Source organism: Aromatoleum toluvorans (genome assembly GCF_012910905.1).
In the GTDB taxonomy this organism is placed as follows: Bacteria; Pseudomonadota; Gammaproteobacteria; order Burkholderiales; family Rhodocyclaceae; genus Aromatoleum; species Aromatoleum toluvorans.
Map to the genome: position 1 here is coordinate 24,871 of NZ_WTVN01000036.1, position 13,891 is coordinate 38,761.

At 67.5% G+C, this 13,891-nt stretch carries 16 protein-coding genes; 9 read left to right on the forward strand and 7 right to left on the reverse strand.

From position 1 onward, the window contains the following. Positions 1–52: 52 nt before the first annotated feature. The 5 genes from GPA22_RS18705 to GPA22_RS18725 are packed head-to-tail and all read left to right on the forward strand — an operon-like array spanning position 53 to position 3,825. Positions 53–619 carry a YqgE/AlgH family protein gene (locus tag GPA22_RS18705; protein ID WP_169257574.1) on the forward strand — a complete coding sequence of 189 codons (567 nt, stop codon included), beginning with the start codon at positions 53–55 and terminating at the stop codon, positions 617–619. After that, a complete protein-coding gene (gene ruvX, locus GPA22_RS18710) occupies positions 612–1,091 on the forward strand; it encodes a Holliday junction resolvase RuvX (RefSeq protein ID WP_169257575.1) in 480 nt (159 codons plus the stop codon). Before GPA22_RS18705 ends, ruvX begins: the two co-directional genes overlap by 8 nt. Continuing rightward, positions 1,078–1,578 (forward strand): bifunctional pyr operon transcriptional regulator/uracil phosphoribosyltransferase PyrR, encoded by a 501-nt coding sequence (gene pyrR / locus GPA22_RS18715; RefSeq protein ID WP_169257576.1) that lies wholly within the window; start codon positions 1,078–1,080, stop codon positions 1,576–1,578. The genes ruvX and pyrR overlap by 14 nt, the downstream gene beginning before the upstream one ends. After that, on the forward strand, positions 1,571–2,545 hold the full coding sequence (locus GPA22_RS18720; RefSeq protein ID WP_169257577.1) for an aspartate carbamoyltransferase catalytic subunit: 975 nt from the start codon (positions 1,571–1,573) through the stop codon (positions 2,543–2,545). Before pyrR ends, GPA22_RS18720 begins: the two co-directional genes overlap by 8 nt. After that, on the forward strand, positions 2,545–3,825 hold the full coding sequence (locus GPA22_RS18725; protein WP_169257578.1) for a dihydroorotase: 1,281 nt from the start codon (positions 2,545–2,547) through the stop codon (positions 3,823–3,825). Before GPA22_RS18720 ends, GPA22_RS18725 begins: the two co-directional genes overlap by 1 nt. A gap of 122 nt (positions 3,826–3,947) precedes the next feature. Here the strand turns inward: GPA22_RS18725 and GPA22_RS18730 are convergent, their stop codons facing one another. From GPA22_RS18730 to GPA22_RS18745, 4 genes are read right to left on the reverse strand one after another with little or no spacing between them, the layout of a single operon-like run. Further along, on the reverse strand, positions 3,948–4,253 hold the full coding sequence (locus GPA22_RS18730; RefSeq protein WP_169257579.1) for a DUF167 domain-containing protein: 306 nt from the start codon (positions 4,251–4,253) through the stop codon (positions 3,948–3,950). Further along, the gene (locus GPA22_RS18735) at positions 4,250–4,828 is read right to left on the reverse strand and encodes a YggT family protein (RefSeq protein WP_169257580.1); all 579 of its coding nucleotides are present in this window, start codon (positions 4,826–4,828) and stop codon (positions 4,250–4,252) included. Before GPA22_RS18735 ends, GPA22_RS18730 begins: the two co-directional genes overlap by 4 nt. Before the next feature lie 5 nt (positions 4,829–4,833). After that, positions 4,834–5,646: a pyrroline-5-carboxylate reductase gene (gene proC / locus GPA22_RS18740; RefSeq protein ID WP_169257591.1), complete on the reverse strand. Its 813-nt coding sequence runs from the start codon at positions 5,644–5,646 to the stop codon at positions 4,834–4,836. 23 nt (positions 5,647–5,669) lie between these two features. Continuing rightward, positions 5,670–6,374: a YggS family pyridoxal phosphate-dependent enzyme gene (locus GPA22_RS18745; RefSeq protein WP_169257581.1), complete on the reverse strand. Its 705-nt coding sequence runs from the start codon at positions 6,372–6,374 to the stop codon at positions 5,670–5,672. Positions 6,375–6,474: 100 nt separating this feature from the next. Between GPA22_RS18745 and GPA22_RS18750 the strand changes: the two genes are divergently transcribed. Continuing rightward, the gene (locus GPA22_RS18750; RefSeq protein WP_169257582.1) at positions 6,475–7,515 is read left to right on the forward strand and encodes a type IV pilus twitching motility protein PilT; all 1,041 of its coding nucleotides are present in this window, start codon (positions 6,475–6,477) and stop codon (positions 7,513–7,515) included. A gap of 135 nt (positions 7,516–7,650) precedes the next feature. Next, positions 7,651–8,784 (forward strand): PilT/PilU family type 4a pilus ATPase, encoded by a 1,134-nt coding sequence (locus tag GPA22_RS18755; RefSeq protein ID WP_169257583.1) that lies wholly within the window; start codon positions 7,651–7,653, stop codon positions 8,782–8,784. 234 nt (positions 8,785–9,018) lie between these two features. On the opposite strand, the gene GPA22_RS18760 is transcribed toward GPA22_RS18755, so the two are convergent. The 3 genes from GPA22_RS18760 to GPA22_RS18770 all read right to left on the reverse strand — a co-directional run bounded on the left by GPA22_RS18760 (position 9,019) and on the right by GPA22_RS18770 (position 11,563). Continuing rightward, positions 9,019–10,179 carry a THUMP domain-containing class I SAM-dependent RNA methyltransferase gene (locus GPA22_RS18760; protein WP_169257584.1) on the reverse strand — a complete coding sequence of 387 codons (1,161 nt, stop codon included), beginning with the start codon at positions 10,177–10,179 and terminating at the stop codon, positions 9,019–9,021. 77 nt (positions 10,180–10,256) lie between these two features. After that, the gene (locus GPA22_RS18765; RefSeq protein WP_169257585.1) at positions 10,257–10,667 is read right to left on the reverse strand and encodes a CopD family protein; all 411 of its coding nucleotides are present in this window, start codon (positions 10,665–10,667) and stop codon (positions 10,257–10,259) included. An 11-nt stretch (positions 10,668–10,678) separates the two neighbouring features. Further along, positions 10,679–11,563 carry an NAD-dependent epimerase/dehydratase family protein gene (locus tag GPA22_RS18770; RefSeq protein ID WP_169257586.1) on the reverse strand — a complete coding sequence of 295 codons (885 nt, stop codon included), beginning with the start codon at positions 11,561–11,563 and terminating at the stop codon, positions 10,679–10,681. A gap of 21 nt (positions 11,564–11,584) precedes the next feature. On the opposite strand from GPA22_RS18770, the gene GPA22_RS18775 reads away from it, so the two are divergent. Both GPA22_RS18775 and GPA22_RS18780 read left to right on the forward strand, forming a co-directional pair. Further along, positions 11,585–12,607 carry a CDP-6-deoxy-delta-3,4-glucoseen reductase gene (locus tag GPA22_RS18775; protein ID WP_169257587.1) on the forward strand — a complete coding sequence of 341 codons (1,023 nt, stop codon included), beginning with the start codon at positions 11,585–11,587 and terminating at the stop codon, positions 12,605–12,607. Positions 12,608–12,610: 3 nt separating this feature from the next. Continuing rightward, complete coding sequence (locus GPA22_RS18780) at positions 12,611–13,747, forward strand: EAL and HDOD domain-containing protein (protein ID WP_169257588.1); 1,137 nt, start codon at positions 12,611–12,613, stop codon at positions 13,745–13,747. The last annotated feature ends 144 nt before the right edge of the window (positions 13,748–13,891 follow it).

A 13,891-nucleotide genomic window follows, 5' to 3' on the forward strand; every position in this document is an offset into this window, starting at 1 on the left:
ATGCCGCGCAGGTTCCCGCGCCTTGCTCCGCGCGAAAGGCTAAAATGCATCCATGAGCGAAATCATGTCGAACCTCACGCATCATTTCCTGATCGCCATGCCCGGCATGACGGATCCGAATTTCTCGCGCACGCTGACCTACATCGCCGAACACAACGATCAGGGCGCGCTGGGGATCATCGTCAACCGGCCGATCGACATGACCCTCGGCACGCTCTTCGAACGCGTCGAACTGCCGCTCGACGCAGCCGGCTTTGCCGAGCAGCCGGTGTATTTCGGCGGCCCGGTGCAGACCGATCGCGGCTTCGTGCTGCACCGCCCGGCCGGCGAATGGCACTCGACCCTCAAGGTCAATGACGAAGCCGGCCTCACGAGTTCGCGCGACATCCTGCAGGCGATCGGCAACACCGGCCAGCCTTCCGAAGTGCTGGTCACGCTCGGTTACGCCGGCTGGACCGCCGGGCAGCTCGAACAGGAGATCGCCGACAACGCCTGGCTGACCGTGCGCGCGGATCTCGCCATCGTCTTCGAGCTGCCGCCCGAGGAGCGCCTCGCCGCCGCCATGCAGAAGCTCGGCATCGACTTCACGAACCTCAGCGAGACGGCCGGGCATGCCTGAGGCGGCTGCGCCCGAACCCCGGCCAGCCCCGGACCTCCCCGCGCGCGGCACCCTGCTCGGCTTCGACTTCGGTCTCGCGCGGCTCGGCGTGGCCGTCGGCGAACTCGAAACCGGCCAGGCGAACCCGCTGATCACGATCAGCGAAGAGGCCAACGCGCCGCGCTTCGCCGCGATCGAAAAACTCATCGCCGAATGGCACCCCGCCGGCCTCGTGGTCGGCATTCCCTGCCACCTCGACGGCACGCCGCACGAAATGACCGCGCGCTGCCACCGTTTCGCCAACCAGCTGCGCGGCCGCTACGGCCTGCCGGTCATGGAAAGCGACGAACGCCTGTCCTCCGCCGCGGCCGAAGCCGCGTTGGAGGAAGCGGGGCAGCGCAGCTGGCGCGAACGCAAACCCGTGCTCGACGCCGTCGCCGCGCAGATCATCCTGCAACACTTCCTGGACACCCTCCACCATGCAAAAGCTTGATGCCGAAGCGCTCTTCCAGACCCTGGTCGAGCAGATGCGGCCGCACGTGACGCCCGACACCGCGCTGGTGGGCATCCACACGGGCGGCGTCTGGCTGGCCGAACGACTGCACCGCGCACTGGGCCTGACGCTGCCGCCGGGCTCGATCGACGTGTCCTTCTACCGCGACGACTTCGGCTCCAAGGGCCTGCACCCGCAGCCCAAGCGCACCGCGATCCCGTTCGACGTCGAGGACGCCCACGTCGTCATCGTCGACGACGTCCTCTATACCGGCCGCACGACGCGCGCCGCGATCAACGAACTGTTCGACTTCGGGCGCCCCGCGCACGTGGACCTCGCGGTGCTCATCGACCGCGGCGGCCGCGAGCTCCCCATCGCCGCGCGCTACTGCGCCCTCACCCTGCCCCAACCCCTGCCCGCAAGCCAGAGCCTGCAACTCGAGACCGATGCGACCGGCGCGCTCACCCTGAGGCTGATCGATGCATAACCCCCAACTCAACAAGCATGGCGAACTGCAGCACCTGCTGACGATCGACGGCCTGCCGCGCGACGTCATCACCGCAATCCTCGACACCGCCGCGCCCTTCACCGAAGTCGCCGAGCGCGAAGTGAAGAAGCTGCCGCTCCTGCGCGGCAAGAGCATCTTCAACCTGTTCTTCGAGAACTCGACGCGCACGCGCACGACCTTCGAGATCGCCGCCAAGCGCCTGTCGGCCGACGTCGTGAACCTCAACGTGTCGACCAGCTCGACCGCCAAGGGCGAGAGCCTGCTCGACACCGTCGACAACCTGTGCGCGATGCAGGCCGACATGTTCGTCGTGCGCCACGCCGCGAGCGGCGCGCCCTTCCTGATCGCGCAGCATCTGCTCGCGACCGGGCGCGACCACATCCACGTCGTCAATGCCGGCGACGGCCGCCATGCGCACCCGACGCAGGGCCTGCTGGACATGTACACCATCCGGCACTACAAGAAGGACTTTACCAACCTCACCGTCGCGATCGTCGGCGATGTGCTGCACTCGCGCGTCGCGCGCTCGCAGATCAGCGCGCTGACCACGCTGGGCGTGCCCGAAGTGCGCGTGATCGGCCCCAAGACGCTGCTGCCGACCGAGGTGGAGCGCATGGGCGTGCGCGTCTTCCACGACATCCGCGAGGGCCTCAAGGGCGTCGACGTCGTGATGATGCTGCGCCTCCAGAACGAGCGCATGAACGGCGCGCTGCTGCCCACTCCGCAGGAGTACTACAAGGTGTGGGGCCTCACCGCCGAGAAGCTGGCGCTGGCCAAGCCCGACGCCATCGTCATGCACCCGGGGCCGATGAACCGCGGCGTCGAGATCGACTCCTCCGTCGCCGACGGCGCGCAGGCCGTGATCCTGCCCCAGGTGACCTTCGGCATCGCAGTGCGCATGGCCGTCATGAGCATGCTGGCCGGCCAGCAAGGGAGCAACAAGTAATGAAGATCCGCATCACCAACGGTCGCCTGATCGACCCTGCGAACGGCCTCGACGACACGCGCGACCTCTACGTCGCCGACGGCAAGATCGTCGCCACCGGCCCGGCACCCGACGGCTTCGCCGCGGATCGCACCATCGACGCGGCCAAGCTCGTCGTCGCCCCGGGCCTCATCGATCTCGCCGCGCGCCTGCGCGAGCCCGGCTTCGAATACCGCGCCACGCTCGAATCCGAAATGGACGCGGCGATGGCCGGCGGCGTCACCAGCCTCGCGATCCCGCCCGACACCGATCCGACGCTCGACGAACCGGGCCTCGTCGAGATGCTGTGCTACCGCGCGAAGAAGCTCAACCGCGCCCACGTCTATCCGGTCGGCGCATTGACCATCGGCCTCAAGGGCGAACGCCTGTCGGAGATGGCCGAGCTGGTCGAGGCCGGCTGCGTCGCCTTCAGCCAGGCGAACGTCCCCATCGTCGACAACAACGTGCTGATGCGCGCGCTGCAGTACGCGGCGACCTTCGACTTCCGCATCTGGCTGCAGCCGCTCGCGCCCTTCCTCGCACGCACCGGCGTTGCGCACGACGGCGAAGTCGCCTCGCGTCTGGGCCTGCCGGGCATTCCCGTCGCCGCCGAGACGATCGCGCTGTACACCTACATCCAGCTCGCCCGCGCGACCGGCGCGCGCCTGCACATCACGCGCCTGTCGAGTGCGGAGGGGCTCGCGCTCGTCGAGCAGGCCCGCGCCGATGGCATGGACATCACCTGCGACGTGTCGATCAACCACCTGCACCTGTCCGACATGGACATCGGCTACTTCAACAGCAACTGCCACCTCGTTCCGCCGCTGCGCAGCCAGCGCGACCGCGACGCGCTGCGCCAGGGGCTGGCCGACGGGCGCATCAACGCGCTGTGCTCGGACCACACGCCGGTGGACGACGACGGCAAGCTCACCCCGTTCAGCGAATCCGAAGCGGGTGCGACCGGCCTCGAACTGCTGCTGCCGCTCACCCTCAAGTGGGCGCAGGAGTCGGGGCTGCCGCTCGTGAAGGCGCTGGCGCGCGTAACCTCGGACGCCGCCCGCATCGTCGGCATCACCAAGGCCGGCCACCTGACACCGGGCGCGCGCGCCGACCTGTGCCTGTTCGACCCCGCCGCACATGTCACGATGAGCCGCGAGAACTTGCGCAGCCAGGGCAAGAACACGCCCTTCCTCGGGATTGAACTGCCCGGCCGCGTGCATTACACGCTGGTCGAAGGCCAGATCATGCACGAACTGGCCTGAGCGGGGCACAGCGGACGGGCAGGTGTCGTTCGACCTGCCCCGATCCCGTTCGGCTGAGCCTGTCGAAGCCCTGTCAACGCCCGTCGACAAGCCCCGCCCGAACGGATACCCGACCGGCCGGGTTAAGCGCCCAGCGTTCGCAGCCGCGCGGCCGCCCCGGCGCTCGCGCCGGCCACACGCACCCGCTTCGCGCGCGAGGTCTCGCCGCTGATCAGCGTCACGGCGGATTTCGGCACGCCGCAGAACTCGGCGAGAAACGCGCACAGCGCCGCGTTCGCCTTGCCATCGACCGGCGGCGCGGCGAGCCGGATCTTCATCGCCTCGCCGTGCAGGCCGACGAACTCGGTCTTCTTCGCGCCCGGCTGGATGTGCAGCGTCAGCACGACGCTGCCGTCAGCCGCCTCGCGCAGCCAGACGGCTGCCGTCATCCGACCAGCAGTGACGCGAAGTTGCCGCGCAGGCCGCCCAGCACCATCAGCACGACCTGCAGCACCAGCAGGAGCACCAGCGGCGACAGGTCGACGTTGGCGATCGGCGGCAGGATGCGCCGGAACGGGCGCAGGAAGGGCGCGGCAAGGTTGTGGAAGACCGGCGCGGCCGGGGCATGCGGGCTGACCCAGGACAGCACCGCCGACATCAGCACGACGCCGAACACCAGGTAGATCGCCATGCGGGCGACTTCCAGCAGCCCCAGTCCCCACAGGCCGAGGATCAGGCCACCGGCATTGCCGCCGAGCGTCGCCCCGCGCAGCGACAGCTCGATGAACACGAACAGCGTCTGAAGCACCCAGGCCGGCAGCAGGCTGGCGAGGTCCAGCCCCAGCACGCCCGGAATCACGCGGCGCAGCGGCCGCACGACCCAGTCGGTCGTCGCCACGACAAAGGCGCCGATCTGATTGCGGAAGGACACGCGCTGCCACTGCATGAAGAAGCGCGCCAGCAGCATCAGCGTGATGAAGCCGAAGGCCGTGTCGAGGATCAGGAGCAATACGTTGCCCAGCATCGCGCTCAGTCCTTGCCGAGTTGTTCGCCCAGTTCGCGCCCGCGCACCTCGGCGGCCTTCACCGCGGTCACGATCGCCTCGAAGAAGCCCGACGCCTTCATGCTCGCGAGCGCCGCCTCGGTCGTGCCGCCCTTCGATGTCACACGCTCGCGCAGCACGCCCGGCGCCTCTTCCGACCCCGCCGCGAGCTTCGCCGCACCGAGCACGGTGTCGATCGCGAGCCGCCGCGCGATCGCCGCATCGAAGCCGAGGGACGCACCGGCTGCCTCCAGCGCCTCGATGAAGTGGAAGACGTAGGCCGGACCGCTGCCCGACACCGCCGTGACCGCATCCATCTGCCCTTCGTCGGCAACCCACGCGGTACTGCCGACCGCCGCCAGCACACGTTCGGCCGCGGCACGCCCGACCGCATCCACCGACGGATCCGCATACAGGCCCGACACGCCCGCGCCGATCAGCGCCGGCGTGTTGGGCATCACGCGCACGAGCTGCGTGTAGCCCCCCAGCCAGCGGCCGATGTCGGCGAGCCGCAGGCCGGCGGCGATGCTCACGACCACCTGGCGCGCCAGACGGCCGGCCAGCGGCGCGAGCGCCACCTTCATCTGCTGCGGTTTCACCGCCAGCACCAGCACGTCGCAGTCGAGCAGCGCATCATCGACGGCGCCGACCGCGCGCACGCCGAAGCGCTCTGCCAGACGCTTGCGCCCCTCTTCCTGCAGCTCCACGACCTGGATGTCGGCCGCGGCGAAACCGCGCTCCAGCATGCCGCCGATCAGCGCCGACGCCATGTTGCCGCCCCCCAGGAAACTGATCCTGATCCTTTCCGTCATGATTCTTTCCGTCACGTCTGTCCCTCGGCACGCACGCTGCGTGTTCCGAAAATCGCGGCACCCACCCGCACCATGGTTGCCCCTTCGGCGATCGCCAGCTCGAGGTCGTGCGACATCCCCATCGACAGGGTATCGAGCGCGAACCCGTCCGCATTGAGCTCATCGCGCAGCCGGCGCAGCACTGCGAAACGGCTGCGCAGCAGCGCCTCGTCACCGTCGGGCTCGGGGATCGCCATCAGCCCGCGCAGGCGCAACCGCGGCAGGGCCGCGATGCACTCGGCGAGTGCGCGCACCTCGTCCGGCGCGACACCGCTCTTGCTCGCCTCGCCGCTCACGTTCACCTGGATGCACAGGTTGAGCGGCGCCAGCCCTGCGTCGCGCTGCTCCGACAGCCGCTCCGCGAGCTTCGCGCGGTCGACCGAATGCACCCAGTCGAAATGCGCCGCGACGGGCCGCGTCTTGTTGCTCTGGAGCGGGCCGATGAAATGCCACTCGAGTTCGCGCGCCTTCAATTCGGCGATCTTCGCGACGCCTTCCTGCACGTAGTTCTCGCCGAACAGCCGCTGCCCGGCATCGGCCGCCGCAGCCACACAATATGCCGGCCAGGTCTTGCTGACGGCCAGCAGCAGCACCTCGTCGGGCCGACGCCCCGCGGCGATCGCGGCATGGGCGACGCGCTCGCGCACGGCTTGCAAGTTGGCGGCGATTGTTGTCATATAGCGTCGGCAATAAGCTCGAAAATCCGGCCCGGCGAGTATAGCACCGCGCACCGACCCGCCCTTCCGCGCACACCTTCCCGAATCCGTCGAAGAATCCATGGACATCACCGAACTGCTGGCCTTTGCGGTCAAGAACAAGGCCTCCGACCTCCATCTGTCGTCCGGCCTGCCGCCGATGATCCGGGTGCATGGCGACGTGCGGCGCATCAACCTGCCGCCGATGGAGCACAAGGACGTGCACTCCATGGTGTATGACATCATGAACGACCAGCAGCGCAAGCAGTACGAGGAAGTGCTGGAATGCGACTTCTCGTTCGCGGTGCCCAACCTCGCACGCTTCCGCGTCAACGCCTTCAACCAGAACCGCGGCGCCGCCGCCGTGTTCCGGACCATTCCGTCCAAGGTGCTGACGCTCGAGGAGCTCAACTGCCCGAAGATCTTCAAGGACATCTCGAACCAGCCGCGCGGCATCGTGCTCGTCACCGGCCCGACCGGCTCGGGCAAGTCGACGACGCTCGCGGCGATGGTCGACCACATCAACGACAACGAATACGGCCACATCCTCACGATCGAGGACCCGATCGAATTCGTGCATGAGTCGAAGCGCTGCCTGATCAACCAGCGCGAGGTGGCGCGCGACACGCTGTCGTTCAACAACGCGCTGCGCTCGGCGCTGCGCGAGGACCCGGACGTGATCCTCGTCGGCGAAATGCGCGACCTCGAAACCATCCGCCTCGCGCTGACCGGCGCCGAAACCGGCCATCTCGTGTTCGGCACGCTGCACACCTCGTCCGCGGCCAAGACCATCGACCGTATCGTCGACGTGTTCCCCGCGGCAGAGAAGGAGATGGTCCGCTCGATGCTGTCGGAATCGCTGCGCGCGGTCATCTCGCAGACCCTGCTGAAGACCAAGGACGGCCAGGGTCGCGTCGCGGCGCACGAGATCATGATCGGCACCCCCGCCATCCGCAACCTGATCCGCGAGAACAAGATCGCGCAGATGTACTCGTCGATCCAGACCGGCCAGAACGTCGGCATGCAGACGCTGGACCAGTGCCTGCTCGACCTCGTGCGCCGCAACATCGTCGCGCCGGCCGAGGCCAAGATGAAGGCGCAGAACAAGGACAATTTCGGCTGATCGCCACCCGCGCGGGGCAACGACGACTTCGTCACACCCGCCGCCGTATCCCGCGCGCCGCCGCGTTCACCGCGGCGCGCGGGAGGACCATAATTCGACTTCGCAACACCCCGAAATTCCGCTGGAGCGCAACACATGGAACGCGATCAGGCCCTCAAGTTCATGCACGACCTGCTCAGGCTGATGGTGCAGAAAAATGGCTCCGACCTCTTCATCACCGGCGGCTTCCCGCCCGCGATCAAGATCGACGGACGCGTCGTCCCGCAGTCGAACCAGTCGCTCACGCAGCAGCACACCGCCGAACTCGCGCGCGCAGTGATGAACGACCGCCAGGCGGCGGAGTTCGAATCGACCAAGGAATGCAACTTCGCGATCTCGCCGGCCGGCATCGGCCGCTTCCGCGCCAATGCCTTCATCCAGCAGGGCAAGGTCGGCCTCGTGCTGCGCACGATCGCGCAGAAGATCCCGACCTTCGACGAACTGGGCATGCCGGCAGTGTTGCGCGACATCGCGATGGCCAAGCGCGGGCTCGTGATCTTCGTCGGCGGCACCGGCACCGGCAAGACGACCTCGCTCGCCGCGATGGTCGACTTCCGCAACGAACACTCCTACGGCCACATCATCACCGTCGAGGACCCGATCGAATACGTGCATATGCACAAGAACTGCGTCGTCACGCAGCGGGAGATCGGTATCGACACCGACAGCTGGGAAGCGGCGCTGAAGAACACCCTGCGCCAGGCGCCCGACGTGATCCTGATGGGCGAAATCCGCGACCGCGAAACGATGGACTACGCCATCGCATTCGCCGAAACCGGCCACCTGTGTCTCGCGACGCTGCACGCCAACAGCGCCAACCAGGCCCTCGACCGCATCATCAACTTCTTCCCGGAAGAGCGGCGCCAGCAGTTGCTGATGGATCTGTCGCTCAACCTGCGCTCGCTGATCTCGCAGCGCCTGCTGCCGAAGAAGTCCGAGAAGGGGCGCGTCCCGGCGGTGGAAGTGCTGCTCAACTCGCCGCTGATCTCGGACCTGATCTTCAAGGGCGAAGTGCCGGGCATCAAGGAAGTCATGAAGCGCTCGCGCGAGCTCGGGATGCAGACCTTCGACCAGGCGCTCTTCGACCTCTACGAGGAGGAGAAGATCACCTACGAGGACGCGCTGCGCAACGCCGACTCGGTGAACGACCTGCGCCTGCAGATCAAGCTCCACAGCAAGCTCGGCGAGAAGGACCTCGTGTCCGGAATCCAGCACCTCGACATCGTCTGAGTTTTGCGAATAAATCTACTGCGCGACCCGATTCCGCCCCTGTGATGCTCGCCGTACCATCTGTACGGCTGCGCTTCTCGGAACAGACTCGGGCCGCTCGCTACGATTTCTTCACAAACTCGGACGTTCGTAGGGCGGAAAAGCGCAGCGCCTTCCGCCGAATGAGGCCAGGCCACGGCACATACGGCGGATAACGCCTGTGGCGCGTCCGCCCTACCCGACACCAACCGTCGTTCAGCCTTCCTCGACCGGCTTGCGCCGGTTGCTGCCGGCGATCATCTTGTATTCGAACACGCGGCACTCGAGCGCACCGTTGAAGAGCGGCGTGCGCTTGCTCGCCTTCAGGCCGATCAGCTTGGGCAGCGCCGCATCCGCACTCAGGAAATAGCAGCGCCAGCCGCTCCAGCGCTTCTTCAGCGCGTCGCCGAACTGCGGATACAGCGCCGCCAGCTCCTCCGTCTCGCCGATGCGCACGCCGTACGGCGGGTTTGTCACCATCACCCCTTCCGCCGCGGGCGCCTCGCGCGTCAGGAAATCCGCGCGGTCGAGCGTGACGCAGTCGGCCAGGCCTGCCGCCTGCAGATTCACGCGCGTGCGCCGCACCTGTTCGCCGACGATATCCGAGCCATAGAGGCGCAGAGGACGTACCGGCTTGCGCCGCGCCTCGGCCGCCTGGCGGATGGACGCCCAGGCGGCGCGGTCGAAATGACGGAAGCGCTCGAAGGCGAAGCTGCGCCCAAGGCCGGGGGCGATGTCGAGCGCGATCTGCGCCGCCTCGATAAGGAAGGTGCCGCTGCCGCACATCGGATCGATCAGCGCCTCGCCCGGCCGCCAGCCGCTGATGCGCAGGATGCCCGCGGCGAGGTTTTCCTTCAGCGGCGCCTCGACCGCCGCCGGCTTGTAGCCGCGCTTGTACAGCGGCTCGCCCGAGGTATCGAGATACAGGGTGACGCGATCGCGCGTCAGGAAGGCGTGGATGCGCACGGCAGGATTCGCGGTATCGACGCTGGGGCGCTTGCCGGTCACGGTGCGGAAGTGGTCGCACACGGCGTCCTTGATCTTCAGCGTGACGAATTCCAGGCTTTTCAGCGGCGACTGCTTTGCCGTCACGTAGATGCGGATCGTGTCGTCGACGGTGAACCATTTCGCCCAGGTCGCGCCATAGGCGAGCCGGTAGATGTCCTCCTCGGACTGGTAGCGCCCCTGCGCAAGGCGCCACATCACGCGCGTCGCCAGCCGGCTTTCGAGGTTCGCGCGGTAGCAGGTCTGCCAGTCACCGGAGAAGCCGACGCCGCCGTGCGTCGCCTCGACGTCCCGCGCGCCCAGCGCGGCGAGTTCCTCGGCAAGCATCGGCTCGAGACCGCGTGGGCAGGGAGAAAAGAAGGATTCGGACATGGAGGAAACCGCGAAAAAATGGAAAGGCTCAGGGACCGGCCGTCCGCCCGAACCGGGTTCGGAGCGGCCGGGCAGGATCAGAAGGGCTTCAGCACGACGAGGAACACGACGGCGAACAGCACGAGGACGGGCACCTCGTTGAACACGCGATACCACTTGTGGCTGCGCGTGTTGCGCCCGGCGGCGAAGTCGCGCACGAGCTTGCCGCAGTAGAGGTGATAGCCGATCAGGAAGCTCACGAGCGCGGTCTTGGCATGCAGCCAGCCGCCGCTGAAACCGTAGCCGAACCACAGCCAGAAGCCGAACACGACCGCGAGGATGCCCAGCGGGGTCATGAAACGGTAGAGCTTGTGCTCCATCAGCGCCAGCCGCTCGCGCGTCGCGACGTCTTCGACCATGGCGTGGTTCACGAACAGGCGCGGCAAGTAGAACAGGCCGGCGAACCAGCTGACGACGAACGAAATGTGCAGGGCTTTCACCACCAGCATCGAAACGGCTCCTAGGTTGTTGGTTTCTGGTCGAGCGCCGCGGCGAAGCCCTCGCGCACGGTCGGATAGCGCAGCCGGGCCCGCAACTCCCGCCGGATGCGACGGTTGTCGAGCTGGCGCGATTCGCTCATGAAGGACAGCGCCATCGGCGACAGGCGCCCCGCCAATTCGCTGCGCGACAGGCGCGGCGGCCGCGGCAGGCCGAAACAGTCGGCGGCGAAGTCGAAGTAGTCGCCCATCTTCATGCACGTATCATCGACGGCATTGTAGACGCGACCCGCACCGGCACGAAAAAGCGCGAGGCACGCGAGACGCGCGAGGTCCTCGGCATGGATGTGATTGGTGTGGACGTCCTCTTCCGCACGCAGCACCGGCTCGCCGCGCTCCAGCCGCGCCAGCGGCAGACGGTCGCCCGCATAGATGCCCGGCGCACGCAGCACGCTCACCCGCACGCCGCTCCGCGCGCCGAAACGCCGCAGGCAGCGCTCCGCATCGACGCGGCGCTGCGCCCGCGCGGTCTGCGGGCGGCATGGATGGCTCTCGTCGATATGCCGGCCGGCGCAATCGCCATACACGCCCGTCGTACTTATGTACACCAGGCGCTGTGGTAGAGTCGACGCGCGCGCGAGTGCCGCCGCCAGCCTTGCCGAGCGCATGTCCCGTGTCCCGTGGTCGGGGGGAGGCGCGAAATGCATCACTGCATCCGCGATCCCGGCCAGGCGCCGCAGGCTGCGCCGGTCGTCGAGGTCGGCGAGCACGGGGGTCGCACCCAGCGCCCGCAGCTCGGCACGGTCCCCGGACTGGCGTACCAGGGCAAACACCCTGAAGCGCTTCACGAGCCACGGAATCGCGCGCCGGGCCACGTCGCCGCTACCGACGATCAATATTCTTTTCATCGACGAATTATCTCACGCCCGATGTCGTTCCAGATTTCACTCGAGCCCGGCGGCCAGCAATTTCAGGCAGATAGCAACCAGACGATCCTCGAAGCGGCCCTCGCGGCCGGCCTCGTGCTGCCCTACGGCTGCCGCGACGGCGCCTGCGGCGCATGCAAGGGCAAGGTCCTGCACGGCGAAGTCGCCCTCGCCGGGTCCGCGACGGCGCTCAGCGACGCCGACCGCGCAGCGGGCATGACGCTCTTCTGCAGCGCGCATGCCCGCTCGGACCTGGTGCTCGAAGCACGCAACGTGAGCCGCACCGGCGACATCCCGGTCAAGAAGCTGCCGTGCCGCGTGCAGCGCTTGACCCGCGTCGCGCCGGACGTGATGGTGATCGAACTGAAGCTTCCCGCGAGCGAACCCTTCCGCTTCCGCGCCGGCCAGTACGTCGACTTCCTGCTCGCCGACGGCCGCCGCCGCAGCTTCTCGATCGCAAACGCGCCGCAGCGCGAGGATGCGATGGAACTGCACGTGCGCCTCGTGGCCGGCGGCAAATTCACCGAACACGTCTTCAACGGCATGAAGGAACGCGACATCCTGCGTTTCGAAGGGCCGCTCGGCAGTTTCGGCCTGCATGAGGGCTCGACGGCGCCGGTCGTACTGCTGGCAGGCGGCACCGGCTTCGCGCCGATCAAGAGCATCGTCGAACAGGCGATCCACGCCGGAACCACGCGGCCGATGACCCTCTACTGGGGCTCGCGCAGGCGCGACGGCCTGTACATGGATGAGCTGGCGCGTTCGTGGGAGCAGACGCTTCCGGGCTTCCGCTACATTCCGGTATTGTCCGAAGCCGGCGCGCAGGACGACTGGCACGGCCGGACCGGGCTCGTGCATCGCGCGGTCATCGAGGATCTGCCCGACCTGTCGGCACACGAGGTGTATGCTTGCGGGTCGCCGGCGATGATCGATGCCGCGCGCAACGAACTCACCACGCTCTGCGGCCTGCCGCAGGATGCCTTCTTCGCGGACGCCTTCACCTTCGCCACCGACGCGGCACGCTGAAACATGACCCAGACCACGATCCTGACCCGCGAACCCGTCGTCAACCGGAACCGCGCGATCACGGCCAACCGCCTCGTCGCCCACGGGCCGAGCATCGGGGCCGTGGTCGAAACGCTGAACAGCCTCGCCGACATCTGGCCGACGCAGCACACGGTCTTCGTCTGCCTGGGACGCCTCGTGCCGACGCCCGAGCTGATGAACTGGCAGGCCCCACCCAACGCCATGGTGGAGATCCCCTCGCAAGCGCTCGCGCACCCGCAAACGCAGGCACTGCTGCCGCAGCTGCGCGACGCCGGGGTCAGCATGTGCCTGAGCTGGTTCGCGCCGGGGACGGCATTGCCACCCGACTGCGACTGGCGCTTCGTGCTGATGGACCGCCGCCGGCACGCGACGCCGGCCGGCTCGCCCGGCATCACCCTCGCGTGGGGGCTGCCGAACGTCAATGCCTTCCAGGATGCCGTCCTGGCAGGCTTCGACGGTGCATCCGGGTGGTTCTTCCTGTACGGCAATCCTGCTGCGAAGGAACTGTCGCCTGCGCATGCGCAGATCGTCCGGCTTCTCAACCTCGTGCGCAACAACGCCGACATCAAGGACATCGAGGCGGTGCTGCGCCAGGACGTCGCCGTCTCGTACAAGCTGCTGCGCTACATCAACTCCGCCGGCTTCGGACTGAGCTGCGAGATCCAGTCCTTCCGCCACGCGGTAACCATTCTCGGTTACTCCAACCTGAACAAGTGGTTGTCGCTGCTGCTGATCAGCGCGAGCCGCGACCCCGGCGCGCCGGCGATGATGCAGACCTCGATCGCGCGCGGCCGCTTCATGGAGCAGATCGGCGCTTCCTTCTTCGACAAGTCGGAACTCGACAACCTGTTCATCACCGGCGCCTTCTCGCTGCTGAACGCGCTGCTGGGCACCTCGATGCAGACCGTGCTCGAGGAGATGCACCTGCCTTCGGCGATCACCGACGCCCTGCTGTACGAGCAGGGCGCTTACGCCCCGTTCCTCAAGCTCGCGCGCCTGTGCGAGTCCTTCGATGCGGCCGAGCTGCAGAAGCAGGCGGCCGAACTGCAGCTCTCGCCGGAACAGATCAACCGTGCCATCGTCGGCGCGCTGGGTTTCGCCGACAGCCTGCAGTCCTGACCGCCCCGGCGATCGCCATCGAGTAGGGGACGGGGTCACCCCCGTCGCCCTCTCACACCACCGTACATGCGGTTCCGCATACGGCGGTTCATGAAAGACACTGGAGTCGTCGCGTCGTATCGAGCAGCGACACCAGACCCATAC